This is a genomic window from Curtobacterium sp. Csp1, assembly GCF_013347185.1.
Window position 1 is genome coordinate 2,206,958 of record NZ_CP054594.1, and the last position, 25,165, is coordinate 2,232,122.

Below are 25,165 nucleotides of genomic sequence, written 5' to 3' on the forward strand. Positions count from 1 at the left end.
CGCTCGCGTCGCGGACGCGGGTGGGTGCTGTCCGCTCGCGTCGCGGACGCGGGGGTCGACGGACGGGAGGCGCGGTGCGGGCCGGCACCGCGCCTCCCGTCCGTCAGGTGGTGGCGCTGGTCAGACGCCGGCCGTGGAACGGATCCACGAGGACGACTGCGACAGGAGCGCGTAGTTCGAGCCGGCCGTCGTGTCCGCGCCGGGGTCGGCGCTGTCACCGGTCGAGCAGACGGCGACCACCTTGCCGTTCACCAGGAGCGGGCCGCCGGAGTCGCCGTGGTTCGAGGCGCCGGTCACGCCCGTGACGTGCTGCGCCTTGCCGCTGTAGGCGTCACGCGAGGCGCCGGTCAGCGAGACCGTCGCCTGGTAGAGCCCGTCGGACTGCTGCGCGTTCGCCCGCAGGCCGTAGCCCTGGATGACGCCGGTGCCGCTCGACTTGGCGGCGGCCGTCAGGTCGAGGGGCGCGTAGGTCGACAGGGAGTAGGTGCTGCGCAGGTGCACGAGGGCGATGTCCCCGGCGGGGGCCGCGGTCACCCGGTCGACGGCGACGGCGGAGCCGCGGTTCGTCGTGGAGTTCGAGTGGTAGACGTTCATCGCCCCGATGCCGTCGATGCAGTGCCGCGCGGTGAGGATCCACGAGGCGTTGATCTGCTCGCCGGTGCAGTTGCTGACGTAGCCGGACGGGATGGTCCCGCCGGAGGCCTCGAGCTGGACGGCCCAGGTCGTGGTGGGCGCCTTCTCGCCGCCGACGACCTCGGTCCCGGCGGGCAGCGCCGTGGCGGGTGTGGCGGCGAACACGCCGCCGGCGACGACGGCCACGGCGGCGAGCGCCGCTGCGAGGGTGTGCTTCATGTGGACTCCTCGGTCAGGACCCTGCTGCGTTGCAGGGTGCAACTAGGAGGCCCATCCTGACCCCCGTCCAGGGGGTGCGGTAGTCCGCACTTCGACCGACACGTGCCGGCCGACGGCGCTGCCTATGCTGTGACCGTGTCCGACTCCGCCGTCCCCGCCGCCGTCGCCGCTCCACGCCGTCCGGTGGTCGCGATCGCCGGACTCGCGATCGAGACCTCGACCTTCACGCCGACCCGGACGGACGCCGCGGCGTTCCACCCGGTCCGCGGGCAGGACATCGTCGACCGGTCCCCGTTCCTCGCGGCGTACGCGGACGTGGTCGACCTGCGCGGGACCCTGACCGGGCACGCGCTCCCCGGCGGAGTGGTCCTGCGCTCGGCGTACGAGGCGCTCGCGGGCGAGATCGTCGACCGGCTGACGTCGGTGGTCGCGGACGGCCCGGTCGACGGACTCTGGTTCGACATCCACGGCGCGATGGTGGTCGAGGGCCTGGACGACGCCGAGACGGACCTGCTCGGGCGCATCCGCGCGGTCGTCGGGCCGGACGCGATCGTGTCGGCGTCGATGGACCTGCACGGCAACGTCACCGCGGAGCTCGCGCACCAGCTCGACCTCGTCACCTGCTACCGGACCGCCCCGCACGAGGACGTCGTCGAGACCCAGGAGCGCGCCGTCCGCAACCTGGTCGACGTGCTCACGACCCGGCCGCCCGGGCAGCGGCGCCCGGTGAAGGCGTGGGTGCCGATCCCCGTGCTGCTCGCCGGCGAGCAGACCTCGACCCGGGTCGACCCGGCTGCGGCGCTGTACGCGCGGGTCCCCGAGGTCGAGGCGTCCGAGGGGGTCCTCGACGCCGCGGTGTGGGTCGGGTACGCGTGGGCCGACCAGCCGCGGGACCGTGCGGTGACGGTCGTGACGGGGTGGGACCGGGACGCGGTCGTCGCCGGGGCCGAGCAGCTGGCGCGGGCGTTCTGGGACGCGCGCGAGGACTTCGGGTTCGTCGCGCCGACCGGCACCTTCGCGGCCTGCCTCGACGCGGCACTCGCCCCGGGAGCACCGCGGCCGTACTTCGTCTCGGACTCGGGCGACAACCCGACCGCCGGCGGATCGGGCGACATGACGTGGGGGCTGACCGAGGTCCTCGCGCGCCCCGCCTTCCGGGACCCGGACGGTCCCGTGCTCGTCTACGCGAGCGTCCCGGGACCGGCCGCCGTCGACACCGCGGTGGCCGCAGGCGTCGGTGCGACCGTCACGGTGACGGCCGGGGCCGCGGTGGACGACGAGCACGCCGGCCCGGTGACGATGACCGGACGGGTGCACGCGATCCGGCACGGCGACCGGGACGCGGACACCGAGGTCGTGCTGCAGGTCGGCAGCGTGTACGCGGTCCTGACCCGGCTGCGGAAGCCGTACCACCACGAGCACGACTTCACGGACCTCGACCTGTCGCCCCGTGACGCTGACGTCGTCGTCGTGAAGATCGGCTACCTCGAGCCCGAGCTGTTCGACATGGCCGCCGGGTGGATGCTCGCGCTGACCCCTGGTGGGGTCGACCAGGACCTCGTCCGGCTGGGCCACCACCGCGTCGAGCGCCCGCTGTTCCCCTTCGACCGGGACTTCCCGTCCCCGCCGGACCTGCACGCCCGGATCGTACCGCCGTCCGACGAGCCGCTCGGGACCCTGGCGTGAGCGCCGGAGGCGCCGGGATCGGCAGGGACGCCGGAGGCGCCGGGGTCGCGCTCGAGGTGGCGGTCACGTCGCCCGCCGGTGCGGTCGTCGCGCGGGACGCCGGTGCCGACCGGGTCGAGCTCTGCTCCGGACTCGAGCTCGGTGGGCTCACACCGTCGCAGGCGCTGGTCGAGATGACCCACGAGACCGGCATCCCCGCGCACGCCCTGGTCCGGTGCCGTCCCGGCGGGTTCGTGCTCGACGCCACCGAGGTCGAGCTCACCGAGCGTGAGGTCCGCACGGTCCTGCGCTCCGGAGCGGCCGGCGTCGTCGTCGGTGCCCTGCGCCCGGACCGGACCCTCGACGAGGACGCCCTCCGCCGCTTCGTGGAAGCGGCCCGCTCGGTCTCCGCGCACGCCGAGGTCACCCTGCACCGTGCGGTCGACCACGCTGCCGACCCCGTCGCGGCCGCCGCCCGCCTGGCCGACCTCGGGTTCACGCGGGTGCTCACCTCCGGCGGGGCGGCGAGTGCCGCGGCGGGCGCGGGGACGATCGCCCGCATGGTGGCGGCGGCGGGGCCGGTGCAGGTGATGGCCGGAGCGGGGGTGACGCCCGCGGACGTCCCGGCGCTCGTCGCCACCGGGGTCGCGGCCGTGCACCTGTCGGCGAAGCGGCCCGCTGGTGACGGGCACGCCGGGGTCCCGATGGGCGCCGGTGACCGGGGCGACGGGCACTTCGTGACCGACGGCGCGGTGGTGGCGGCGGCGCGGGCGGCGCTCGGCGGCTGAACCGGGCGCGCTCAGCCGAGCGTGACGACGCGGTCCGCCGCCGCGACGGCGACCGGGTCGTGTGCGGCGTGCACGACGACCGCGCCGCGGGAGGCCTCCTCGGCGAGCGCTGCCACGACGAGCGAGGCGGAGGCCGCGTCCACGCCGGCCGTCGGCTCGTCCACGAGCAGCACCGGCGCGCGCTGGGCGAGCCCGAGCGCCACGAGCGTCCGCTGCCGCTGGCCCCCGCTCAGCTCGTCGAGCGACCGGTCGGCCAGGTCGGCGATCCGCATCCGGTCGAGCTGTGCGTCCACCACGTCCCGGTCGTGCCGGCCGAGCGGTCGCCACCAGGGCTTCCCGCGCCAGCGCCCCATCGCGACGGTCGCGCGGACGGTCAGCGGCAGGGCGCTCGGTGGCACCGCCTGCACGACGTAGGCGACCCCGTCCCCCGGTCGCGAGACGGCGCCGGTCGCGGGCGCGACCACACCGGCGAGCGCGTCGAGCAGCGTCGACTTGCCCGAGCCGTTCGGTCCGGTGAGCGCCGTGACGGCACCGGCGGGGAACGTCGCGTCGACGCGGTCGAGCACCGTGCGGTGGCCGCGGTGGACGGTCAGCGCGGCGACCCGCACGGCGGGGTCGGTGGTGGTCGGTGGCACCTGAGCACGCTATCAGTATCGATAGTCATTTTCATGTAGCGTCTCGGCCGTGACCTGGCTGACCGACCCGTTCTCCGTCGACTTCATGGTGCGCGCCCTCGTCGGCGGCGCCCTGGCCGCGGTGCTCTGCGCGGTCGTCGGCACGTGGGTGCTGGTCCGCGGGATGGCGTTCCTCGGCGAGGCGCTCGCCCACGGGATGCTGCCGGGCGTCGCGGTCGCGGCCCTCACGGGTGTCCCGGCCGTCCTGGGTGCCGCGGCGAGCGCGGGCGTGATGGTCCTCGGGGTCGGGGCGCTCCGACGTCGCGCGCGGCTGTCGTACGACACCTCGATCGGACTGCTCTTCGTCGGGATGCTCGCCCTCGGGGTGATCATCGTCTCGTCGTCGCGGTCCTTCGCGACGGACGTCACCGCGATCCTGTTCGGTGACGTCCTGGCGGTCACCCCCACGGACCTCGTCGGACTCGCGGTCGCCGCCGCCGTCGCGCTCCTGCTCGCGACCGTGTTCCACCGCGCCTTCACCGCCGCCGCCTTCGACCAGCGCACGGCCACGACGCTCGGACTGCGGCCGCGCCTGGCCGAGGTCGTGCTCGTCGCCCTCGTCACGCTCGCGGTCGTCGCGTCCTACCGAGCGGTCGGCACGCTCCTCGTCGTCGGCCTGCTGCTCGCGCCGGCGGCCGCGGCCCGCGCGTGGACCCGGCACGTCGCCTCGACGATGGTGCTCGCCGCCGTCCTGGGGTCCGCGGCGGTCACGGTCGGCCTGCTCGTGTCGTGGCACCTCGGCACCGCGGCCGGCGCCACCACCGCGTTCGCCGCCGTCGCCGGGGTCGCACTGTCCCGCACCCTCGCCGCCCTCGCGGCCCACGGCCGTCGACGCCGGGCCACACCCGCCACCCGACCCGAACCCGGTCCCGCCCGGCGGACCACACCGACCCCAGCACCACGAGAGGGAGCATGAACCCGACCGCCCGACGCACCCCGCGCCTCCTGGCCGCAGCCGTCGCGACCACCCTGACCACCGGACTCGCCCTGTCGGCGACCGCCTGCACGACCGGCGGGTCCGCCGGCCGGTCCGACGAACCGTCGCCGGACCGCTCGTCCACGGCGCGGCCGCACGGCTGGGTCGAGGGGGCGAGCGAGGCGCAGGAGCCACAGCTGCGACTGCTCGCCGTGTCCGCGTCCGGCACGACGACGCTCCACGACCTGCTCGGTGGTGCCGCCACGTCCCTCGACGCGGTCGACGCCCCGGCGCACTCGGCGACCGACGGACGGTTCCTCGTGACGAGCGACGCCGACCGGACCACGATCACCGACGGCGGCGCGTGGACGGTCGACCACGGCGACCACACGCACTACTACACGGCCGATCCGCGGGTCGTGGGCGTCCTCGACGGCGGCGGACCGGTCGCGGTCCACTCGTCGGAGACCGTCACCACGATCAGCTGGCCGGAGCGCCGGCAGGCCGTCGTGCTCGACCGCGCCGCACTCGGCCAGGGCGACGTCGACGTGACCGCACGGCTGGACGCCGCCGTCCTGCTCCCGTTCGGTGACGGCCTGGTCGCCGCCACCGACGCCGGGGTCCGGCTCCTCGACGCGGACGGCGAGCCCGTCGGAGCCGCGACGCCGTGCGCCGCACCCGCGGGCGGCACGGTGACGCGCGCGGCGGCCGCCGTCGGGTGCGCGGACGGCGCGGTGCTCGTCGCCGAGGACGGGACGGCCACCGTGGTCCCGCTCCCCGACGGCGCTGAGCGACCGACGTCCTTCGCGGCACGGGGCGGACGCCCCACCGTCGCCGGGACCGCCGGGGACCGCGGTGCGTGGTTGCTCGACACCCGCGAGGGGAGCTGGCGCCTCGTCGAGACCGAGCGACCGCTCCGGACGGTCGTCGCGGTCGACGACCAGGAGGAACACGTCGTCGGGGTCGACGACCTCGGTCGGGTCGTCGTCCTGACGGTCGCGACCGGCGCGGTGGCGACGACCGGTCCGCTCCTCGACCCGGACGCCGAGCCGCTCCTGCAGCTCGACGCGCAGCGCGCCTACGTCGCGGACGACGCCGGGTCACGCGTGCACGAGGTGGACTTCGCGGACGGCGCCCGGGTGGCCCGGACGATCGACCTGCCCGCCGCCCCGGCCGCCCTCGCGGAGGTCGGGCTGTGACCCGCGGCGAGCGCGACGCCGAGCGCCGCGGAGTCGGACGCCGCGGCGGACGCTCGGTCACCGCCTTCCTGCTCGCCGCCCTCGTGCTGGGCGGCACCGCGGCGTGCACGACCGGGTCGTCGGACCGACCGACGGTCGCGGTGACGACGAACATCCTCGGGGACGTCGTGCACGAGGTGGTCGGCGACGCCGCCGACGTCCTCGTGCTCATGCCGCCCGGAGCGGACCCGCACTCGTTCGAGGTCTCCGCGCAGGACGCCGCCCGACTCCGCTCCGCGGACCTCGTCGTCGAGAACGGCCTCGGACTCGAGGAGGGCATCGCGCGGCACGTCGAGGCCGCAGCGACGGACGGCGTCCCGGTCTTCACCGCCGGCGATGCGGTCGACGCGCTCGAGTGGACCGCGGACGGCGACAGCGGACCGGACCCGCACCTGTGGACCGATCCCGTCCGGATGGCCGAGGTCGTGCAGGACCTGGACGGAGCGCTCCGCGACGTCGGCGTGGACCCGACCGGCACCGACGCCTACCTGGACGAGCTCGCCGCGCTCGACGCCGAGATGGCCGCCGCCTTCGCCCGCATCCCGGACGACCGGCGCGCCCTGGTCACGAACCACCACGTCTTCGGGTACCTGGCCGATCGGTACCGGTTCCGGGTGGTCGGCGCCGTCATCCCGAGCGGCACCACGCTCGCGTCCCCGAGCGCGGCGGACCTGCGCGACCTCGCCGAGGCGATCGAGGACGCGGGCGTCCCGACGATCTTCGCCGACCTGTCGCAGCCCGCCCGGCTCGCCGAGGTCCTGGCGGACGAGGTCGACGTGCACGTCGAGATCCGCTCGCTCGCGACGGAGTCGCTGACGCCGGACGGCGCGGCCTCGACGTACCTCGGCATGATGCGCGCGAACACGGCGTCGATCGCCGCCGGGTTGTCGGTTCGTAATTGAGAATGAGAATCAGTACAGTGTGCTCCATGACCCCTCGAACCGCCCTCGTGCCGGCGACCCTGCTCGGCGCGACCGCCCTCCTGCTCACCGGCTGCACCGCCGCTCCGAGCGGCGCCGACCGCGCCGACGACCGCCCTGACACCACCGCTCCCGACGGGGCGCGCATCGTCGTGACCTACGACGGCGGGCTCCTGACCCTCGGCCAGGACCTGCGGGTCGTCGCCGACGACCCGATCGACGGCTTCACCCGCGTCAACCCGGCCGGGGACGGCCGGCACGTGCTCGTCACCGTCCCGTCCGGTTTCCGCGTGCTCGACACGGCTGCTGATCCGGCCCTGACCGACGCGGTGTTCCCCGCCGACACCGGTGGCCACGCGGTCGTGCACGGCGACACGACCGCGCTCTTCGCGGACGGGACGGGCGACGTCACGGTCTTCGAGCACGACGACCTCGACGGCGACCGGCTCCCCGAGACCCGCACCACCACGTCCGAGGCCGCGCACCACGGCGTCGCGATCCAGCTCGAGGACGGCACGCTCCTGACCACCGTCGGGACCGAGGCGTCGCGCTCCGGCGTGCGGGCGCTCGACGAGGACGGCACCGAGACCGCGCGCTCCGAGGCCTGCCCGAACGTGCACGGCGAGGGGGCCGTCGAGGACGAGGTCGCCGTCTTCGGGTGCACCGACGGCGCGCTCGTGTTCCGCGACGGCACCTTCACGAAGATCGACGCCCCGACGACGTACGGCCGCACCGGGAACCTCTTCACGACGGAGTCGAGCCCCATCGCGGTCGGTGACTACAACGACGACCCGGACAGCGAGGGGTACCTGCTCGACCAGGTCGCCCTCATCGACACCGCGACCGACGAGTACCGCGTCGCCGACCTGCCCGAGGGCGTCGGCTTCACGTTCCGGGACCTCGCCCGTGGTCCCGGCGACGAGGCCGTCGTGCTCGGGTCGGACGGTGCCCTGCACACGATGGACGAGCAGACCGGCGAGCTCACGGCGTCGTACCCGGTGATCGACGCGTGGCAGGGTCCGGCCGAGTGGCAGGACGCGCACCCCGCGCTGAAGGTCGTCGGCGACGTCGCGTACGTCACCGACCCGGCGGAGCGGAAGGTGCACGCCGTGGACCTGGCGACCGGGGAGGTCCGCACGTCGAGCGACGTGCTGCCCGGTGTCCCGAACGAGATCGCGGTCGCGTAGCGCGGACGGTCACCACCCGACGGACGGGAGGCACGGGGCCGGCCGGCACCGTGCCTCCCGTCCGTCGGTGCACGGGACGGGCGGTCAGCGCCAGTCCGGCCGCGCGCTGCGGATGGCCGCGCGCGCCCGCGCGATCTGCCCCGGACGGTGGACTCGGGCAGGCCGACTGCGTCGGCGACCTCCCGGTAGGACAGGCACCCGAGGTGCCGCAGTTCCCAGCAGCGGCGCTGCGCGTGCGGCAGTGCGCCGAGGAGGCGCTCGGCCGCCGACACCATCGCCGCGCGCTCGGCGACGGCGTCCGGGCAGTCGTCCGTCCGGGCGACCGCGTCCGCCTGCAGCTCGGCGCGACGGCGACGATCGGGGGCGCGCAGGCGGTCGTCGCTGCGTCGCCGGGCGGTCGTGGCGAGCCACCCCGCGATCGCGTCGCCCTCGACGAGGTCCGCCATCCGCAGCCACGCGGTGAGGAAGGTCTCCTGCACCACGTCGTCGACCTCGGCCGTGCCGTCGAGGATCCGGCCGACGACGGTCCGGAGCATGCTCTCGTGCCGGCGGACGAGCGCGGCGAACGCCCGGTCGTCCCCGGTGGCGGCACGGGCGACGAGCGTCCCGGCCCACCGGCCGACGGTGACGGCACGGACGGGCACGGGTGGTCGAGCGTGGAGGTCGTGGTCCGGGTGGGGTCCGGGAGCGTGGCGAGCATGGCGGGTGCCCTCTGATCGGCGGGGGTGGTTGCCGATGGTTCGGAGGGGACGACCGCCGGGGATGCTGCGACCGGTACCCCAGATCGCGGGGCAGGCGGCGTCAGTGCCGTCCGGGCAGCCGCAGGTCCCGCCACGTGAAGCCACCGCGCGGCGGGAGGGCCGCGCGGATGTGCTCGTCGTCGAACCGTGCCGTCGGGGCCAGGTCGGCGGGCAGGTCCTCCGTCGGCGGCGCGGCCTCGGTCACGCCCTCGGCGAGCATCCGGACCTGCGCCTTCGCCACGAGCGGCACCCGCATCGTCCACTCGGTCAGCTGGCCGAGCGCCCGGTGTGCCCACACCGGCGCGGGGAACACCAGGACGCGGCGCCCCACGACGCGGGCGACCCGGCGGACGGCCTCGCTGAGCAGCAGGGCCTCACCGCCCCGGACCGCGACGGTCCGGCGGGACAGCCGACCGTCGAGCGCGGCCACGACGACCTCCACGAGCTCCGCGACCGGGATCGGGCTGATCGTCCGCTCGTGGAACCCGACCGAGGCGAAGAGCGGCACGGTCTGCACGGTGTGGCTGAGGTGGTCGACGAGGTGGTCCCCGTGCCCGTAGACCATCCCGGCCTTGAGCACGGTGTGGTCGAGGCCCGAGGAGCGGACGAGCTCCTCCGCCGCCCACTTCGTCTCGTGGTACGGCGAGCCGGTGCCCGGACGGGCGCGCAGGAAGCTCAGCAGGACGACGCGCTGCACCCCGGCCCGCCGGGCGGCCTCGAGCACGGCTGCGGTGCCGTCGACGTGCACGCGCTGGAAGGTCTGGTCGCCGATCTCGCGGTTGATGCCCGCGCAGTGCGCCACGGCCTCGACCCCGGCGAACGCCGCGGTCAGGGCGTCGACGTCGTCGATCGGCACTCCGGTGCGCCGGGACACCACGACGACGTCCTCGGCCGGGTACCGCTCGGCGAGGTGTCGTCCGACGAACCCCGTCCCACCCGTGATCGCGATCCGCACCGGTCCTGCTCCCCCCGGGTGCACGCCTCGTGCCCCGCTGCGGACACTAGCGCGTCGCGGTCGCCGCCGGTCGCCACATCGACACGGGTCGCGCCGCGCCGAGGCCGGTGATCGGCGCCCCGTCCCCGAAGCCGTGCCGACGGTAGAGCCGGCGGTTCTGCGGCGTCGACGACTCCAGGTAGGCGTCCTCGCCCCGGCCGTCCACGCGGTCGAGGGCGTGCTCGAGCAGCAGCCCGCCGACGCCCCTGCCCCGGGCGACCGCCGCGACACCGATCTCGGCGAGGTACCAGTGCGGCGCCTCCGGACGGGCACGGTCCATCCGGCCGAGGTGGCGGACGGCGCGGAGGGCACCGCCGACCCCGAGCGCCCGCAGGAAGGCCGGGACCTGCCGGAGGAACGCGAGCGCTCCCCCGGCGTGCGGCCGCGGCGCCTGCCAGAAGGCGGCACCGACGACCCTGCCGTCCTCGACTGCCACGTCGAGCGAACGGGACGCCGCTGGGACGGACCGGACCAGCGCGGTGAACAGGTCGGTGAGGACGGTTACGCGGTCCTCGTCGGCGCGGGGTGGGCGGAACGCCCGGAGGACCGGGTCGTCGGCGAAGGCCTCGGCGAGGACGGCGGCGGCCGCCGGCACCTCGTGCTCGGCGGCGGGTCGGACGGTGATCGACACGGGGGCTCCCTCCAGATTCGGCCACTTGGCCGAATGCAGTCTCCCGAGCAGACCTGCACGCAGCCCGTACGCTGCCTGTGATGACCCCGGAACCCGCTCCGCGCGCCTACCGCAGCCGTGCCGAACGCCGCGACGAGCTGCTCGACGCGGCCGCCCTCGTGGTGCGGGACGGCGGGGTCGAGGCGCTCAGCACCCGTGCGGTCGCGGAGCGCGCCGGGGTCGCCCACGGGGTGGTGCACTACGCCTTCGGGGCGCGGCAGCACCTGGTGCTCGCACTGCTCGAGCGGCAGGCGCGGGACGTGCTCCCCCGCGTGCTGGCGGCGGCCGAGGAGCACGACGACCTGGCCGGAGCGCTCGACGCCGGCGTCTCGGCGTACCTGGCGCTCGTGCGGGCCGAGCCGGAGCGGTTCCTGCTGCTCGAGTCGTTGAGCGGGACGGCGCTGGGCGGGGACGATGCGCTCGTCCGGGGAGAGCGTGCGCTCTGGCACGACTCCCTGGTCGCCGCGATCGAGCGGTGGACGGCTCGACACGGGGTCGCGCTCGCGGAACCGCCGGCGGTCGTGGCAGATGCCGTGCTCGCGTTGGTCGACGGGCTCGGCCGGGCCGCGTGGAGCGATCCGGACGGATCGGCCACGGACCGCGCGCGGGCGCTCCTGGTGCGCGGCCTCGCGCACGCGCTGACGCGCTGACGCGCGGGGCGGGTCGCACGCTCGCGAGACGCCCCGGTCTGCACAGGACGCCGCCGGATCCGGGGGCGTCTCGGCGCGTCGGGGGCGTCTCGACGATCCGGGGTCGCGGACCGCGACCCCAGGACGGACTGGAGGCACGGTGCCAGCCGGCACCGTGCCTCCAGTCCGTCAGGGAGGTCGAGGGCGTCAGCCCTTGACCGGGATCGACTGCGCCTTGAGGGCCGCGATGGTCTTGGACTGTCCGCTCTTCAGCGCGTCCTCGAGCGTTCCCGAGCCGGAGGCCGCGGCACCGAAGCCGTCCGAGACGTCCGCGTAGGTCTGCGTCATCGTCGGGCCCCAGGTGAAGGGCTGGATGTCCTTCGCGGCCGAGGCGAACTCCTCGTAGATCTTCTGGTCGCCGTAGAAGGGCAGGCCCTGGGTGAGTGCCGGCAGGTCGGCACCGGTCGAGGACGCCGGGTACAGGTTGGCCTCCTTGTTCAGTGCGCTGAGCGCCTCGGTCGAGGTGTTCAGCCACACGAGGAACTTCGACGCCTCGGCCGGGTGCTTGCTGCCCGCGAAGACGACGTTCGACGAACCGCCCCAGGCGGCGGACTTGCTCTCACCGGACTTCCACTGCGGCATCGGGGCGACGGCCCACTTGCCGGAGGTCGAGGGCGCACCGCTCGAGATCGTGTTCGCACCCCAGACGGCGGAGACCCAGGTCCAGTCCTGGCCGCTGTCGTACGCGGCGTTCCACTGGTCGGTGAAGCTCGGGACGGTGTTGACGAGCTTCTTGTCGATCAGGCCCTGCCAGTAGTCCGCGACCTTCTTCGACGCGCTGTCGGTCAGGTTCACGTCCCACTCGTCGCCGGAGTTCGAGAACCACTGGCCGCCGGCCTGCGAGACGAGCCCGGCGAACTGGTTGACGTCACCCTTGGCGAAGTTCGTGATGTTGCCGCCCTTGGCCTTGATCTCCTCGGCGGCCTTCGCGTACTCGTCCCACGTCTTCGGGACCGGGATGCCGGCCTGCTCGAACAGGTCCTTGCGGTAGTACAGCGCCATCGGGCCGGAGTCCTGCGGAACCGCGTAGACCGACTTCGACTCACCGAACGTCACCTGGTTCCAGAGGCCGTCGGAGAAGTCCTTCTTCGCGGCGCTGATGCCGGAGCAGGCGCCGATGTCCTCGAGGCCGCCCTGGACGCGGAAGGCCGGCAGGGTGTCGTACTCGACCTGACCGATGTCCGGCGCCTGCTTGGCCTTCAGCTGGTTGAAGAAGTTCTGGTACGTGCCGCTGTTGCCGTTCGCGACGATGGAGACCTTGACCTGGATGTCCGGGTTCTCCTTGTTCCAGATGTCCACGACCTTGTCCATGTTGGGCACCCAGGTCGTGAAGTCGAGGGTGACCTTGCCGCTCGACGGCTTGCAGCTCGCGGCGGCGGAGTCGGAGCCACCGCTGCCGGAGCCGCCGGTGCTGCAGCCGGCGAGGGCCACGGTCGCGGCGACCGCCACGGCGGCGACGCTGAGGAACTTCGTTGTCTTCATGCTGTTTCCGTTCGGATGTGGGTGAGGAGGAGGTGCTGGTACGGGGTGTGGGCCGTGGCGGCTCGGGGCCGGGCTACTTCAGGCCGCCGGCGCCGAGGCCGGACCGCCAGAAGCGCTGCAGGGAGAGGAAGGCGACGAGCAGCGGGATGATCGAGACGAACGACCCGATGAGCACGAGGGTGCGCAGGTCCGGGTACTGGTTCACGCTCGAGTTCCACGTGTAGAGGCCGAGGGTGACGGGGAACAGCGACGAGTCGCGGAGCATCACGAGCGGCAGGAAGAAGTTGTTCCACACGGCGACGAACTGGAACAGGAAGATCGTCACGAGCGCGGGCGACATGAGCCGCACGGCCACGGTGAAGAACGTGCGGACCTCGCCGGAGCCGTCGATGCGCGCGGCCTCGATGATCTCGTCCGGGACGCTCGACGCCGCGAACAGCCGCGACAGGTACACGCCGAACGGGCTGACGATGCTCGGCAGGAACACCGACCAGAACGTGTCGGTCAGGTCGACCTGGCTGAAGATGAGGAACAGCGGCAGGGCCAGCGCGGTCGCCGGCACGAGGACGCCGCCGAGGAACACGTTGAACAGGGCCTCGCGGCCGCGGAACCGGTACTTCGCCAGGGCGTACCCGCACATGGCGCTGAGCACGGTGCCGAGCAGGCCGGCGACCCCCGCGTAGGCGATGCTGTTGAGCAACCAGCGCAGGTAGATGCCGTCCTGGCGGGTGAACAGCTCGACCAGGTTGCCGAAGAAGTCCTGGAACGAGGTCGCGCTGAACCACAGCGAGAACGTCGTGTTGAAGTTCGACGCCGTCTTGGTCGACGAGACGAAGAGCCAGAAGATCGGCAGCAGGAAGTAGACGGTGAAGACGCCCATCACGATCATCGCGGCGGAGCGCGAGATCACGCTCTCGCGCGGTCCGCGGGCTCCCGGATCGTGCGGACGGGAGGCACGGTTCGGCTTCAGGGGTCGGCCTGCGTCCGCGACGAGGTCGCGTCGGGAGGGTGCGTTGACGGTCACTGGGCGGCCTTCCGCTGGGTCAGTCGGAGGAACCCGATCGACAGGACGAACGTGGCGAGGGCGAGGACGACCGAGAACGCGGCCGCGAGGTTGAAGTTCGGCACCGACGAGGTCGAGTACACGAGCATGTTCGGTGTGAAGGTCGACGAGATCGTCGAGGTGAACTGCCGGAACACGGTCGGCTCGGTCAGGAGCTGCAGGGTGCCGATGACGGAGAACACGGCGGTGAGGATGATCGCCGGGACCACCATCGGGATCTTGATCGACAGCGCGATCCGCAGCTGCGACGCACCGTCGAGCTTCGCCGCCTCGTGGATCTCGGTCGGGATCGCGAGGAGCGACGAGTAGATGATGAGCATGTTGTAGCCGACGTAGACCCAGGTCACGACGTTCGCGACGGCCCACAGGACGGTGCTCGCGGAGAGCAGGTCGACGTTCGACGTCAGGAACGAGAACGGCGACAGGTCGGGGGCGTAGAGGTAGCCCCACATGATCGCGGCGATGACACCGGGGACCGCGTACGGCGCGAAGAACGCCAGGCGGAAGAACCGCTTGCCGCGCAGCAGCGGGGAGTCGAGCAGCAGCGCGAAGACGAGCGCAAGCCCGAGCATCACCGGGACCTGCACGATGCCGAACAGCAGCACGCGGAGGACGGAGCCCCAGAACTCGGTGGCCTGGAACACGAGCACGTACTGGCTCAGGCCGCCGAACACCTGCGTCGGGGCACCGAACGTGCCCTGGCGCTCGATCTTCTGCAGCGACTCCCACACGGCGTACAGGATCGGTGCGAGGTAGAACGCGGCGAACAGCAGCGCGAACGGCAGGACGAAGACGGCGATCGCGCGCCGGTAGCGCGTGCCGCCGGGGCGACGCCGGGGCGTGGTCGGCCGGGTCGTGCGGCGCGACTGGGCGGTGGTGGTCATGGGCGGGCTCCGTCGATGCGGTCGGTGCGGATGATCTGGGTGCCGCCGGCAGCGAGGACGGTGACGCCGTCGACGGGCCGGTCGGCGACGAGCTCGTGGCCCGCCACGGTGTGCGCGACCTCGCGGTCGGTGTGGTTGAGCAGGAAGACCCACTCGTGCGCGTCGTCACGGCGACGGACGACCTCGAGGCCGGGCTCGGCCACGGGGTCCGGGGCAACCCCGGCGGTCTCGAGCACCCGACGGAGCAGGGCCGCGCGGGCGCCGTCCTCGAGCACGGTGGAGACGTACCAGGCGTCGCCGGTGCCGACGGTGTTCCGCGTGACGGCCGGGCGTCCGGCGAGGGGCCCCTCGGCGTAGGTCGTGACCGCCTCGGCGCCGCGCAGCTCGACGGGCTCCGACCAGGTGTGCGCCCGGGTGCCGTCCGACAGCGCGAGGGTCTCGCGGGCGCCGAGCGGGCGGAACTCGTCGACGCGGATCCCGAGCAGGTCGCGGAAGGCGCCGGGGTACCCGCCCGTCCGGACCCGGTCGTCCTCGTCGACGATGCCGCTGAAGAACGTGACGACGGCCTGGCCGCCGCGGGCGACGTGGTCGGCGACGACCGCCGCGTGCTCGTCGCGGACCAGGTAGAGCTCCGGGACGACGACGACCGCGTACCCGTCGAGCGGGGCGCCGGGCGCGACCACGTCGACCGTGACGCCGAGGTCCCACAGCGCGGCGTGGAACGCGTGGACCTGTTCCAGGTACCGGAGCGCGGTGGTGGGGTGCGCCTCCAGGTCGGCGGCCCACTGGACCTCCCAGCTGAAGACGAGCGCGACGTCGGCGACGACACGGGAACCGCGGAGCTCGCCGAGGCGCTCGACGAGGGCGCCGAGTGCGACGACGTCGCGCCAGGTCTGCGACTCGGTGCCGGCGTGCGGCAGCAGCGCGGAGTGGAACTTCTCGCTGCCCTGCACGGAGGCGCGCCACTGGAAGAAGCAGACGCCGTCGGCACCGCGGGCGATGTGCGTCGCGGTGTCGCGGAGCATCTGGCCCGGGTCCTTCGCGACGTTGTGCGGCTGCCAGTTCACGGCGCCCGTCGAGTGCTCCATGAGCAGCCAAGGCGCCCCCTTGGCCAGACCGCGCGTGGTGTCGGCGGCGAACGCGAGCTCGGTGTGCGGGCGGGGCAGTCGGTGGTCGAGGTAGTGGTCGTTCGCGATGACGTCCATGTCGTCGGCCCACGTCCAGTAGTCGAGCGCGGTGATGTGCGCCGCGACCATGAAGTTCGTGGTGACGGGCTTGTCGCTCAGCTCGCGGAGCACCGCGGCCTCGGCCCGGTGGTGGTCGAGGAGCTCGTCGGACGAGAACCGGTCGAAGTCGAGCGTCTGGCCGGGATTCGTGAAGGAGAGCGTCGCGCGGGGCGGCAGGACCTGCTCCCACGCCGAGTAGCGCTGGCTCCAGAAGGCCGTGCCCCATGCGGTGTTGAGCGCTTCGAGCGTGCCGTACCGGTTCCGGAGCCAGCCGCGGAAGGCGTCGGCGGAGACGTCGCAGTAGCAGTGCGCGTTGTGGCAGCCGAGCTCGTTCGAGACGTGCCAGAGCTTGACCGCGGGGTGGTCGCCGTAGCGCTCGGCCGTGGCGCGGACCAGGGCCAGGGCGTGCTCGCGGTACACCGGGGAGCTCGGGCAGAACGCCTGGCGGCCGCCGGGCCAGCGGGTGGTGCCGTCGGCGACCACGGGCAGGACCTCGGGGTGGGCGGTGGTCAGCCACGGCGGGGTCGAGGCGGTCCCGGTACCGAGGTCGACGCCGATGCCCGCGCCGTGCAGCAGTTCGATGACGCGGTCGAGCGCGGCGAAGTCGTACTCGCCCCGGTGCGGCTCGACGTGCGACCAGCCGAAGATGTTGATCGCGACGAGGTTGACGCCGGCCTCGCGCATGAGCCGGACGTCCTCGACCCAGACCTCGGGGTCCCACTGCTCGGGGTTGTAGTCGCAGCCGAACGCGAGTCCGGTCGAGCCGAGCCCGAGCGCCGTGGTGGCTGGTGCCGGGAGGGTGGTGGTCACGGTGGTCCTCGCTGGTCGGGGCGGTCCGCCGTCCCGGTCGCGTGCGACCCCTTCGACGGCGAAGGCCACCCAGTGTTCTGGGAGCGCTCCCAGACGCCGCCGACCGATCGGGGTCGGAGGGTTTCTGGGAGCGCTCCCAGAGTGAACACGAGATCGCGGCCGGTGTCAACCCGGGGGTGCTCGCGCGAGGCGGGGGCGACTTCACGGCCTCAGCGACACTTCACGGCCGCCCGGGCCCGTGAAGTGTCGCTGGGCGCGTGAGGTCGCCACGGACGGGCAGCCGGCATCGCCACGATCACGGCACCGCGCGGCCCGGGCGGCCCGCCCCCACGACCGGCCCCCGCCCGCCCGCCGGATACGCTTGCGCCATGACCGACGTCCGTGCCGCACGCACCCGTGCGACGATCCAGGACGTCGCGGACGAGGCCGGCCTGTCCCGCGGCACCGTCTCCCGCGTCCTCAACGACGAGCCGTACGTCTCCGCCGAGGCCCGCGAGGCCGTCCAGGCAGCCGTCCGCCGCGTCGGCTACGTGCGGAGCGCTGCGGCCCGCAGCCTCGTCACCCGCCGCTCCGGCGCCGTTGCGCTCATCGTGCACGAGCCGAGCGTCCAGGTGCTCGACGACCCGAACATCGGCAACATCCTGATCGGCACGAACACGGTCCTGTCCGAGGCGGACCAGCAGCTCGTGACGATCATGGTCGACTCCGGCCGGGACAACGAGCGCGTGGTCGAGTACCTGCGCGGCGGGTTCGTGGACGGCGCGATCGTGCTCTCCGCCCGGGACGGCGACCCCGTCACCCGGGCCATCGAGGAGATCGGGCTCCCGGCGTGCTTCGTCGGCCACCCGTCCGATGCCCCGAACACCTCGTACATCGCGATCGACAACCGCGCCGCCGCCGAGCAGATCACCCGACGCCTGGTCGAGACCGGTCGGCAGCGCATCGGCATGCTCGCGTCCGGGCTCGACCGTGACTCCGGCCAGGACCGCCTCGAGGGCTTCACCGCCGCACTCGGCGACCGGTTCGACCCGTCACTCGTGGCCAGGAATCCCCTGTTCAGCTACACCGCGGGCGTCGAGGGCATGCGCGAGCTGCTCGACCGCGCACCCGATCTCGACGGGGTCTTCGCGGCGTCGGACGCGGTGGCCGCCGGGGCGATGGACGTCCTGCAGCGCGCCGGCCGATCGGTGCCGGGCGACGTCGGCGTGGTCGGCTTCGACGACAGTGCGTGGGCGCTCCGCTGCGACCCCCCGCTGTCGACCGTCCGGCAGCCGGCTCGCACCCTCGGCGAGCACGCGGCGCAGCAGGTCCTCGCACAGATCGCCGGCACCGACGCGGGTCCGCACGGCCTGATCCTGCCGACCGAGGTGGTCTGGCGCGGCAGCGCGTAGCCACCCTCGCACGTCGCACCCGCATCACCGCCAGGTGCGCGCCACCACCCAGCCGTCGCCCTCCGGCACGATGTCGACCACGACCGCGTCCCCGTCGGCGCTGACCTGGAACCGCCACCCGACCGTCCGCTCCGGCGCGTGGGTCATCGCCGACGGCAGGAACTCCGCCGTCGCGGTGAGCCGCGTGGGACTGTCACTGACCCGCCAGCGCCGGTCGCGCCACACCATCCGGTCCGGCACGCCGCGCTCCCACCACACCGTGGCGATCTCGTGCGTGAGCATCATCTCGACCTCCTGTTCGAACGTGTGTTCGAATGCTACGCGATCCCCGCCGACGTTCCGCGTGTCGCAAGGCCGTTCCGCGCACCGGGCACCGAACCGCGCATCGGGACCCGATCCGCGCGTGGTGCGCAGGTCCTTCCGCCCCGCCACGCGCGGATCGGCAACCCATGTCGGCTGCGATGGGCAGGAACGCCCCACACGTCCCAGCGCACCACGCGTCCCCGCACCACGCGTCCCCGCATCACGCGTCCCCGCACCACCCACCGGACGGGAGGCACGTGGCGGCCCCGCTCCGCGCCTCCCGTCCGGTGTGGAGTCGCGCCCGCCCGCACGACGCGCCCCGGCGCGCACGTCCAGGTGCCACGACCCACCGCGTGCGCACCGCCGAGGGTGCGCGACACGGCCGGTGTCGCGCCGAGGTGCCACAATTCCAGCACCTCGGCGGACCGCCCCGAGAGCGTCCCGACCGCATCCCGTCGGCGCCGCGGGGCACCGCCCCCGACGCGCCGCACGCCCCGGCCACCCGGACGCCGGCGGCCCGGGGTACGCAGCCGCCACGAGGACACAGTCGCCCACCACTAGAAGGGCACTATGACCACTTCCTCCCGCACGCCGCTCGGCGTCACGCTCGTCGACGGCGGCGCCAACGTCGCCCTCTTCTCCAGCACCGCCGAGCGGGTGGAGTTCTGCCGGTTCGACGAGGACGGCACCGAGCACCGCACCGAGCTGCGGAACCGCACCGGGTACACCTTCCACGACGTGGTCCCCGACGTGACGGTCGGCACCCGCTACGGCTTCCGCGTGCACGGCGCCTGGGACCCAGCGAACGGCCTCCGCCACAACGCCGCCAAGCTCCTGCTCGACCCCTACGCCACCGCGATCGACGGCACCTACGAGTGGGGCCAGGCGTTGTTCGGCCACGACATGGACGCCCCCGAACAGCTCGACGAGACCGACTCGGCGAGCGCCATGCCGAAGTCCGTGGTCGCCGACCGCGACTTCGACTGGGACGGCGACACGCAGCTGCGCACCCCGTACGCCGACACCGTCGTGTACGAGGTGCACGTCAAGGGCTTCACGAAGCAGCACCCGGACGTGCCCGAGGAGATCCGTGGCACGTACGCGGGTCTGGCGCACCCCGCCGCGATCAAGCACCTGACCGACCTGGGCGTCACGGCCGTCGAGCTCCTGCCGACCCACCAGTTCGTGCAGGACTCGACCCTGGCCGACAAGGGTCTGCGGAACTACTGGGGCTACAACTCGATCGGCTTCTTCGCGCCGCACGACGAGTACTCGTCCTCGGGCACGGCCGGGCAGCAGGTCGCCGAGTTCAAGGCGATGGTGAAGGCGCTGCACGCCGCCGGGCTCGAGGTCATCATGGACGTCGTCTACAACCACACCGCCGAGGGCAACCACATGGGCCCGACGCTGTCGTTCAAGGGCATCGACAACCAGGCCTACTACCGCCTGGTCGAGGGCGACGAGGCGAACTACTTCGACACGACCGGCACGGGCAACAGCCTGAACGTGTCGCACCCGTCGGCGCTCGGGCTCATCACCGACTCGCTCCGCTACTGGGTCGAGGAGATGCACGTCGACGGCTTCCGCTTCGACCTCGCGACGACGCTGACCCGCCAGGACGGCGAGGCCGAGAAGCACTCCGCGTTCCTCGACATCATCCACCAGGACCCGGTGCTCCGCGAGGTGAAGATGATCGCCGAGCCGTGGGACACCGCGGGCTACCAGGTGGGCGGGTTCCCGGCCGACTGGTCGGAGTGGAACGGCAAGTACCGGGACGACCTGCGAGCGTTCTGGCGTGGCGACGAGGGCACGCTCGGCGACGCCGTGCAGCGCGTCCTGGGCTCCCCCGACGTGTACGAGGGCTCCCGCCGCTCGCCGCTCTGCTCGGTCGACTTCGTCACCGCGCACGACGGCTTCACGCTGGCGGACCTGACGATGTACGCCGAGAAGCACAACGAGGCGAACGGCGAGGACAACAACGACGGCGAGAGCAACAACACCTCGTTCAACGGTGGCATCGAGGGCCCGACCGACGACCGCGCGGTGAACGACTACCGCGACCGTCAGCGCCGGAACTTCCTCGGCACGCTCCTGCTCTCGGCGGGCGTCCCGATGATCCTCGGTGGCGACGAGATCGCCCGGTCGCAGGGCGGCAACAACAACGCCTACTGCCAGGACGACGAGATCTCGTGGTTCGACTGGGCCGCGGCGGACCGGGACCTGCTCGCGTTCACGACGTCGGCGATCGCGTTCCGCAGGGAGCACGCGGCGCTCCGCCCGCTGTGGTTCCGCACGGCGCCGGGCGACTCCGAGTCGACCGTGACGGTGCTCCGCGCCGACGCGGAGGGGTTCGAGGACGGCGACTGGGCCGACGGCGGCAACCGTGCGGTGCTCCTGGTGCTGCAGCAGGGTGACGACACCGTCGCGGTGCTCCTGAACGCGTCGGACACCACGGTCGAGTTCACCCTGCCCGAGAAGCCGGGCGGCGGCAGCTGGGCGCTCGGCCTGTCGAGCGACCCCGACCAGGCCGTCGAGGACGGCGCGACGACGCTGCTGGTCCGCGACGCGTCGTTCACGGCGCTCGTCTGATCTGCTCGGCTGCGGTCCGACATGGACCGGGTGACGGACGGGAGGCACGGTGCCGGCTGGCACCGTGCCTCCCGTCCGTCAGGGGGTGGCGTCCGTCATGGGGTCGCGTCGGGACGGACCTCGGCGGGCAGCTCGTCCGTGGTGGGCGGGTCCGCGCCGGGGCGGGAGACCGTGACGGCGGCGCACGCGAGGGCGAGCGCGGCCAGGCGCCCGAGGTCGTCCTCGTCGAGGGCCGTCGGCGCGGTCCCGGTCGCGAGGACGGCGGCGAGCAGCCCGGCCATGAACGAGTCCCCCGCGCCGATCGTGTCCGCCACCGTCACCGCGGGAGCGGCGATCCGTCGGCGGGCGTCTCGGGAGGCGATCGCGCACCCCGAGCCGCCGAGCGTCACGGCCGCGAGCGTCGCACCGGCCGCGAGCAGCCCGTCGAGCACGGCGTCGACGTCCCGGTCCGGCCAGAGCCAGGCGGCGTCCTCGTCGCTGCACTTCACGACGTCGGCCTCGGCCAGGAGCGGCTCGAGGGTCGCGAGCACGGCGCCGCGGTCCGGCGTGATCGACGGCCGGACGTTCGGGTCGAGGGACAGCAGTGTGCCGGTGGGTCGGGCGCGCACGGCGTCGAGCACCGTCGCGGCACCCGGCTGCAGGACCGCGCCGATCGACCCGACGTGCACGAGCGGCGTGCCCTCGGAGACGTCGACCGGGTCGATCCGCCAGTCCAGGTCGAACTCGTACGAGGCCCCGCCGTCCGCGGCGATCGTCGCCACCGCCGTCGAGGTCCGCGGGACCGCCGTCGCGTCCACCCGTACGCCGCTCGCCTCGACGTGCGCACGGACCGCGGCACCGCGGTCGTCGTCGCCGAGTGCACAGACGAGCCGGGCCGGACGGCCGAGCCGGGCGAGCCCCACCGCGACGTTCATCGGACTGCCGCCGGGGTGCTCGGACCGTCCCTCGGGGCGGTCGACGACGTCGACCAGGGCTTCTCCGACGACGATGACGCTGCTCATGGCGACCAGCCTGACAGAGGTGCGCGCCCCGTGACGGCAGCGGCCTGACGGACGCACCACGATCCTCCCGTCCGTCCCCTGGTTCCCGTGTGCCGGACGTGTGCCGGGGAGTTGACTCGGCCGTACCCGACCCGACCGTCGAGATGGAGCTCCGATGCTGTCCCTGACCTACTCGAGCGTCGCCACCGACGCGCTCGACGACGCCGACCTCGCGCAGCTGCTCGCGCAGAGCCGGCGGGCCAACGCCGAGAACGACATCACCGGGGTGCTCCTGTTCCGGAACGGCTACTTCCTGCAGCTGCTCGAGGGCCCGGACCAGGCCGTGCGACGCAAGATGGACACCATCAAGCACGACGCCCGGCACACCAAGGTGACCGTGCTGCTCGAGGAGGTCATCGAGGAACGGCAGTTCCCGGAGTGGACCATGGGCTACCCGGCGGCCGACACCGACGTCGAGCAGGCGCCCGGGTACCGGACCACCTTCGACGACCTCGACGCGGCGGGCGGCGACTCCGTCACGTCGCTGCCGGCGCTCCGTGAGCTGATCCGCTGGTTCCGGCCCCGCGGCTGATCGTGACCCCGGCGTGACCACGGGCCGTGGCAGGATCGCGGCATGGGGGACGTGGTCGTGCTGCCGGCGGATGCGCCGCGCCGGGTCGAGCTGGAACGGCGGGGGTGGCGGGTCGTCGCGCGCTCGTTCGGGGCGCAGCTCGACGGTGACGCGGTCGACCGGACGCGGCTCCGCTCCCTGGTGGACCGGGCCGGGCTGCCGGTCCGCGCGCTCGACGTCGCCGACGTCGACGCGGTGCTCGCCCTCGACGTGGCGACCGTCGGGCACTACCCGGGCAGCGTCGCGACGCGGCACGAGCCGTTCGACCGCGAGCGCGCGACGCCCTCGGCGGTGCGGCGAGCGTTCGGAGCATGGTCCGGGGACGACCTCGTCGCGATGACGTTCGTCGACGTGCTGGTCGGTGCTGGCGGTGCTGCTGCCGGTTCTGATGCCGGTTCCGATGCCGCTGCCGGTTCTGATGCCACTGCCGTTTGCGCTGCCGCGTCCGTTTCGGCGGAGACGGACGTCACGGTGGTCGCCGCGGACCACCGCGGGCGCGGGATCGGGACCGCGGTGAAGGCCGCGTCGGTCCTCGCGCTCCTCGACGCCGGCGTGACCCGGTTCCGCACCGGAGGCTCCGCCGACAACCCGGCGATCATCGCCGCGAACACCGCGCTCGGCTACGTCCGCGACGAGGAGTGGGTCACGCTCGAGCCGAGCGCGCCGTGAACGACCGCTCCGGAGGAAGGCCGTGGTGGCACGTCGTGTCGGCGACGCTCGTCGGGGTCGGCGCAGCGTACCTCGTGCACGTCGGCGTGGTCCTGCTGTTCCTCACCGGCGTGGGGGGCCTCGTCGCCCTGCCGGTGGTGACCGTCCTGGCCGGTGTCGGACTCGGCCTCTGCGGGTTCGTGGGCACCGGTCGTCGTCGCGCGTGGTGGCTCGGGACGACGTCGCTCGTGCTGGTGCCCGGCGCCCTCGTCACCGAGGTCGTCCCGTGGTTCGTCCCCGCACCGGGTCCGCTGCTGCTCGCGCCGTCACCGCTGCCGTACTTGATCGGGGCGGTCGTCGGTGCCGTCCCCGCGCTCCTGGTGCACCCCGGAAGGCCGCGGCTCGCAGGGCTGGTCGCCGGCGGGACCGCGGTGCTCGCCGTCGCCGCGCTCGTCACCGTGCTCGGGGTGCAGGCGCACGGCCGCGCGGTCGAACGCGACCAGCAGGCGATCGCGCGGGCTCAGGTCGCGATCGGCGCCGACTTCCGCCCCGTCACGATCTCGCCGCCGGGCTACGGCTCCGACTTCGAGGCGAACATCGAGCGGCGGCTGCCCGGCTTCCTGCAGGTGTTCTCGTCCCCCGCCTCCCCGGCGCACTACCCGGGCAACACGAGCGGGGACGACCTGACCGTCGTCACCCTTGCCGCGGATGCGCCGTCGTGCGGACGGGCGCTCGAGGGCGTCGGTCCGGACGGTGCGTCGGAGCCCGAGACCGGGTGCACCACCACGGACGGGGTCGTGGTCCGCACGAGTGCGCACGGACACGAGGTCGCCGCCGTCGTCGGGGACACCTTCGTCGCAGTGAGTGCCTTGCGCGCGGTCGACGAGACGGTGCTGCGGGCCGCGGTCCGGTCGGCCGAGCCGATCGGTGACGCGGCGTACCGGCACGTGCTGCTCGGGGACGGGGACGAGTACACGGACGAGCTCGACGGGAACCGGTGCCCGGTCACGGGGGCGGTGTGCGGTCCGTGACCGCGCCGAGCGTCGCGCTGCTCCCGGTGGACCTGGCGCACCCGGTCGGTCGGTCATGGCTCGTCGCTTTCCTGACCACGAACCGCTTCCCGTTCCACGTCACGTCGGCCCCGACGCGCAACGAGGTCGAGCGGCGCGTCGCGGACGGGGACTTCTCGGGTCCGGCGCACGCCCTGTTCCGTGTCGAGGCCGACGGCGCGGCAGTGGGGATGGTCGCCCTGGACGACCTGGACGACGGCGCACCGTTGATCGACGTGCGGCTCGCGGAGCGGGCCCGAGGGCGGGGGCTCGGCGTGCCGGTCGTCCGCGCACTCGCCGACACCGTGTTCACGGGGTACCCCGACGTCGATCGGCTCGAGGCGCAGACCCGGGACGACAACGTCGCGATGCGGAAGGTCCTGGTCCGGTGCGGGTGGGTCCAGGAGGCGCAGTACCGGCGGGCGTGGCCCGTCGAGGGCTCGGCGCCGAGGGACTCGGTGGCGTACGGGCTGTTGCGGGAGGACCACCGGACTGGGCGGGTGACGCCGTTCCTCGGACGGTCCGACGCGGGCGAGTGAGTCGGACTGGTCGGAACGCCCCCTGAGACCGACGTCCGTTCAGCGCCGCGGCCGTCGACCGAGTCGGACGGCCTCGGGGCTGCGTTCGTAGCCGAGGTAGCTGATCACGGCCAGGATCCGGGTCCGCATCGCGGGCCGGACGGTCTCCGGACAGTTCAGCACCCGGGACACCGTCTGGTGCGAGACCCCTGCGGCTGCTACGACGTCGTAGATCGTCGGCCGCTCCGACGACGGCAT

Annotated in this window: 24 protein-coding genes and 1 pseudogene; 13 read left to right on the top strand and 12 right to left on the bottom strand. The window is 73.6% G+C overall.

Annotated elements, in window-relative coordinates; all coding sequences use genetic code 11:
* Window positions 1-120: 120 nt before the first annotated feature.
* Complete coding sequence (locus HUN58_RS10570; protein ID WP_114850675.1) at window positions 121-852, bottom strand: trypsin-like serine protease; 732 nt, start codon at window positions 850-852, stop codon at window positions 121-123.
* A 135-nt stretch (window positions 853-987) separates the two neighbouring features.
* Between HUN58_RS10570 and HUN58_RS10575 the strand changes: the two genes are divergently transcribed.
* Together HUN58_RS10575 and HUN58_RS10580 are read left to right on the top strand one after the other, a co-directional pair.
* Window positions 988-2,538, top strand: a complete 1,551-nt coding sequence (locus tag HUN58_RS10575) for a M81 family metallopeptidase (RefSeq protein ID WP_180225832.1) — start codon at window positions 988-990, stop codon at window positions 2,536-2,538.
* Entirely contained in the window at window positions 2,535-3,305 is a 771-nt protein-coding gene (locus HUN58_RS10580; protein WP_254631447.1) for a copper homeostasis protein CutC, read from the top strand. The genes HUN58_RS10575 and HUN58_RS10580 overlap by 4 nt, the downstream gene beginning before the upstream one ends.
* Window positions 3,306-3,316: 11 nt before the next feature.
* Here HUN58_RS10580 and aztA read toward each other — a convergent pair whose 3' ends face one another.
* Complete coding sequence (gene aztA, locus HUN58_RS10585) at window positions 3,317-3,940, bottom strand: zinc ABC transporter ATP-binding protein AztA (RefSeq protein WP_254631448.1); 624 nt, start codon at window positions 3,938-3,940, stop codon at window positions 3,317-3,319.
* A gap of 49 nt (window positions 3,941-3,989) precedes the next feature.
* On the opposite strand from aztA, the gene aztB reads away from it, so the two are divergent.
* From aztB to HUN58_RS10605, 4 genes are read left to right on the top strand one after another with little or no spacing between them, the layout of a single operon-like run.
* Entirely contained in the window at window positions 3,990-4,895 is a 906-nt protein-coding gene (gene aztB, locus HUN58_RS10590) for a zinc ABC transporter permease AztB (protein WP_083520095.1), read from the top strand.
* Window positions 4,892-6,094: an ABC transporter gene (locus HUN58_RS10595; protein ID WP_180225833.1), complete on the top strand. Its 1,203-nt coding sequence runs from the start codon at window positions 4,892-4,894 to the stop codon at window positions 6,092-6,094. Before aztB ends, HUN58_RS10595 begins: the two co-directional genes overlap by 4 nt.
* A complete protein-coding gene (locus HUN58_RS10600) occupies window positions 6,091-7,035 on the top strand; it encodes a metal ABC transporter substrate-binding protein (RefSeq protein ID WP_254631449.1) in 945 nt (314 codons plus the stop codon). Before HUN58_RS10595 ends, HUN58_RS10600 begins: the two co-directional genes overlap by 4 nt.
* 26 nt (window positions 7,036-7,061) lie before the next feature.
* Complete coding sequence (locus HUN58_RS10605) at window positions 7,062-8,240, top strand: hypothetical protein (RefSeq protein ID WP_180225834.1); 1,179 nt, start codon at window positions 7,062-7,064, stop codon at window positions 8,238-8,240.
* Between the two features lie 197 nt (window positions 8,241-8,437).
* On the opposite strand, the pseudogene HUN58_RS21020 reads toward HUN58_RS10605, so the two are convergent.
* The 3 genes and pseudogenes from HUN58_RS21020 to HUN58_RS10620 form a co-directional block, all read right to left on the bottom strand.
* A pseudogene (locus HUN58_RS21020) lies at window positions 8,438-9,085 on the bottom strand (RNA polymerase sigma factor); the annotation flags it as partial.
* Window positions 9,042-9,935 (bottom strand): SDR family oxidoreductase, encoded by an 894-nt coding sequence (locus HUN58_RS10615; RefSeq protein WP_180225835.1) that lies wholly within the window; start codon window positions 9,933-9,935, stop codon window positions 9,042-9,044. The pseudogene HUN58_RS21020 and the gene HUN58_RS10615, both read right to left, overlap by 44 nt.
* A gap of 46 nt (window positions 9,936-9,981) precedes the next feature.
* Window positions 9,982-10,605 carry a GNAT family N-acetyltransferase gene (locus tag HUN58_RS10620; RefSeq protein ID WP_254631451.1) on the bottom strand — a complete coding sequence of 208 codons (624 nt, stop codon included), beginning with the start codon at window positions 10,603-10,605 and terminating at the stop codon, window positions 9,982-9,984.
* Window positions 10,606-10,685: 80 nt separating this feature from the next.
* On the opposite strand from HUN58_RS10620, the gene HUN58_RS10625 reads away from it, so the two are divergent.
* Window positions 10,686-11,294 (top strand): TetR/AcrR family transcriptional regulator, encoded by a 609-nt coding sequence (locus HUN58_RS10625; RefSeq protein WP_180225836.1) that lies wholly within the window; start codon window positions 10,686-10,688, stop codon window positions 11,292-11,294.
* Between the two features lie 186 nt (window positions 11,295-11,480).
* Here the strand turns inward: HUN58_RS10625 and HUN58_RS10630 are convergent, their stop codons facing one another.
* The 4 genes from HUN58_RS10630 to HUN58_RS10645 form a co-directional block, all read right to left on the bottom strand.
* Entirely contained in the window at window positions 11,481-12,815 is a 1,335-nt protein-coding gene (locus tag HUN58_RS10630) for an ABC transporter substrate-binding protein (RefSeq protein WP_180225837.1), read from the bottom strand.
* Between the two features lie 73 nt (window positions 12,816-12,888).
* Window positions 12,889-13,722, bottom strand: coding sequence for a carbohydrate ABC transporter permease (locus HUN58_RS10635; RefSeq protein WP_058742639.1), 834 nt, complete (start codon window positions 13,720-13,722; stop codon window positions 12,889-12,891).
* Window positions 13,723-13,835: 113 nt separating this feature from the next.
* A complete protein-coding gene (locus HUN58_RS10640) occupies window positions 13,836-14,762 on the bottom strand; it encodes a carbohydrate ABC transporter permease (protein WP_180225838.1) in 927 nt (308 codons plus the stop codon).
* Window positions 14,759-16,798 (bottom strand): beta-galactosidase, encoded by a 2,040-nt coding sequence (locus tag HUN58_RS10645; RefSeq protein WP_180225839.1) that lies wholly within the window; start codon window positions 16,796-16,798, stop codon window positions 14,759-14,761. The genes HUN58_RS10640 and HUN58_RS10645 overlap by 4 nt, the downstream gene beginning before the upstream one ends.
* Window positions 16,799-17,166: 368 nt before the next feature.
* Here HUN58_RS10645 and HUN58_RS10650 point away from each other — a divergent pair, with 368 nt between their 5' ends.
* Window positions 17,167-18,189, top strand: coding sequence for a LacI family DNA-binding transcriptional regulator (locus HUN58_RS10650; protein ID WP_180225882.1), 1,023 nt, complete (start codon window positions 17,167-17,169; stop codon window positions 18,187-18,189).
* 24 nt (window positions 18,190-18,213) lie between these two features.
* On the opposite strand, the gene HUN58_RS10655 is transcribed toward HUN58_RS10650, so the two are convergent.
* Window positions 18,214-18,474 carry a hypothetical protein gene (locus tag HUN58_RS10655; RefSeq protein WP_180225881.1) on the bottom strand — a complete coding sequence of 87 codons (261 nt, stop codon included), beginning with the start codon at window positions 18,472-18,474 and terminating at the stop codon, window positions 18,214-18,216.
* Window positions 18,475-19,062: 588 nt separating this feature from the next.
* Between HUN58_RS10655 and glgX the strand changes: the two genes are divergently transcribed.
* Complete coding sequence (gene glgX, locus HUN58_RS10660) at window positions 19,063-21,081, top strand: glycogen debranching protein GlgX (protein ID WP_180225880.1); 2,019 nt, start codon at window positions 19,063-19,065, stop codon at window positions 21,079-21,081.
* 95 nt (window positions 21,082-21,176) lie between these two features.
* Here glgX and HUN58_RS10665 read toward each other — a convergent pair whose 3' ends face one another.
* The gene (locus HUN58_RS10665) at window positions 21,177-22,082 is read right to left on the bottom strand and encodes a carbohydrate kinase (RefSeq protein ID WP_180225879.1); all 906 of its coding nucleotides are present in this window, start codon (window positions 22,080-22,082) and stop codon (window positions 21,177-21,179) included.
* Window positions 22,083-22,236: 154 nt separating this feature from the next.
* Between HUN58_RS10665 and HUN58_RS10670 the strand changes: the two genes are divergently transcribed.
* From HUN58_RS10670 to HUN58_RS10685, 4 genes are read left to right on the top strand one after another with little or no spacing between them, the layout of a single operon-like run.
* A complete protein-coding gene (locus HUN58_RS10670; protein WP_114850661.1) occupies window positions 22,237-22,653 on the top strand; it encodes a BLUF domain-containing protein in 417 nt (138 codons plus the stop codon).
* A 42-nt stretch (window positions 22,654-22,695) separates the two neighbouring features.
* On the top strand, window positions 22,696-23,361 hold the full coding sequence (locus tag HUN58_RS10675) for a GNAT family N-acetyltransferase (RefSeq protein WP_180225878.1): 666 nt from the start codon (window positions 22,696-22,698) through the stop codon (window positions 23,359-23,361).
* On the top strand, window positions 23,358-24,371 hold the full coding sequence (locus HUN58_RS10680) for a hypothetical protein (protein WP_141859805.1): 1,014 nt from the start codon (window positions 23,358-23,360) through the stop codon (window positions 24,369-24,371). Before HUN58_RS10675 ends, HUN58_RS10680 begins: the two co-directional genes overlap by 4 nt.
* Complete coding sequence (locus HUN58_RS10685; protein WP_244289125.1) at window positions 24,368-24,928, top strand: GNAT family N-acetyltransferase; 561 nt, start codon at window positions 24,368-24,370, stop codon at window positions 24,926-24,928. The genes HUN58_RS10680 and HUN58_RS10685 overlap by 4 nt, the downstream gene beginning before the upstream one ends.
* Before the next feature lie 39 nt (window positions 24,929-24,967).
* Here HUN58_RS10685 and HUN58_RS10690 read toward each other — a convergent pair whose 3' ends face one another.
* Window positions 24,968-25,165 carry a LacI family DNA-binding transcriptional regulator gene (locus HUN58_RS10690; RefSeq protein ID WP_114850657.1) on the bottom strand — a complete coding sequence of 66 codons (198 nt, stop codon included), beginning with the start codon at window positions 25,163-25,165 and terminating at the stop codon, window positions 24,968-24,970.

Bases quoted from the DNA above. Each gene is read 5' to 3' on its own strand.
- HUN58_RS10570 (WP_114850675.1), bottom strand. From the start codon at position 852: ATGAAGCACACCCTCGCAGCGGCGCTCGCCGCCGTGGCCGTCGTCGCC.
- HUN58_RS10595 (WP_180225833.1), top strand. From the start codon at position 4,892: ATGAACCCGACCGCCCGACGCACCCCGCGCCTCCTGGCCGCAGCCGTC.
- HUN58_RS10605 (WP_180225834.1), top strand. From the start codon at position 7,062: ATGACCCCTCGAACCGCCCTCGTGCCGGCGACCCTGCTCGGCGCGACC.
- HUN58_RS10625 (WP_180225836.1), top strand. From the start codon at position 10,686: ATGACCCCGGAACCCGCTCCGCGCGCCTACCGCAGCCGTGCCGAACGC.
- HUN58_RS10630 (WP_180225837.1), bottom strand. From the start codon at position 12,815: ATGAAGACAACGAAGTTCCTCAGCGTCGCCGCCGTGGCGGTCGCCGCG.
- HUN58_RS10640 (WP_180225838.1), bottom strand. From the start codon at position 14,762: ATGACCACCACCGCCCAGTCGCGCCGCACGACCCGGCCGACCACGCCC.
- HUN58_RS10650 (WP_180225882.1), top strand. From the start codon at position 17,167: ATGACCGACGTCCGTGCCGCACGCACCCGTGCGACGATCCAGGACGTC.
- HUN58_RS10655 (WP_180225881.1), bottom strand. From the start codon at position 18,474: ATGATGCTCACGCACGAGATCGCCACGGTGTGGTGGGAGCGCGGCGTG.
- glgX (WP_180225880.1), top strand. From the start codon at position 19,063: ATGACCACTTCCTCCCGCACGCCGCTCGGCGTCACGCTCGTCGACGGC.
- HUN58_RS10665 (WP_180225879.1), bottom strand. From the start codon at position 22,082: ATGAGCAGCGTCATCGTCGTCGGAGAAGCCCTGGTCGACGTCGTCGAC.
- HUN58_RS10670 (WP_114850661.1), top strand. From the start codon at position 22,237: ATGCTGTCCCTGACCTACTCGAGCGTCGCCACCGACGCGCTCGACGAC.
- HUN58_RS10675 (WP_180225878.1), top strand. From the start codon at position 22,696: ATGGGGGACGTGGTCGTGCTGCCGGCGGATGCGCCGCGCCGGGTCGAG.
- HUN58_RS10690 (WP_114850657.1), bottom strand. From the start codon at position 25,165: ATGCCGTCGTCGGAGCGGCCGACGATCTACGACGTCGTAGCAGCCGCA.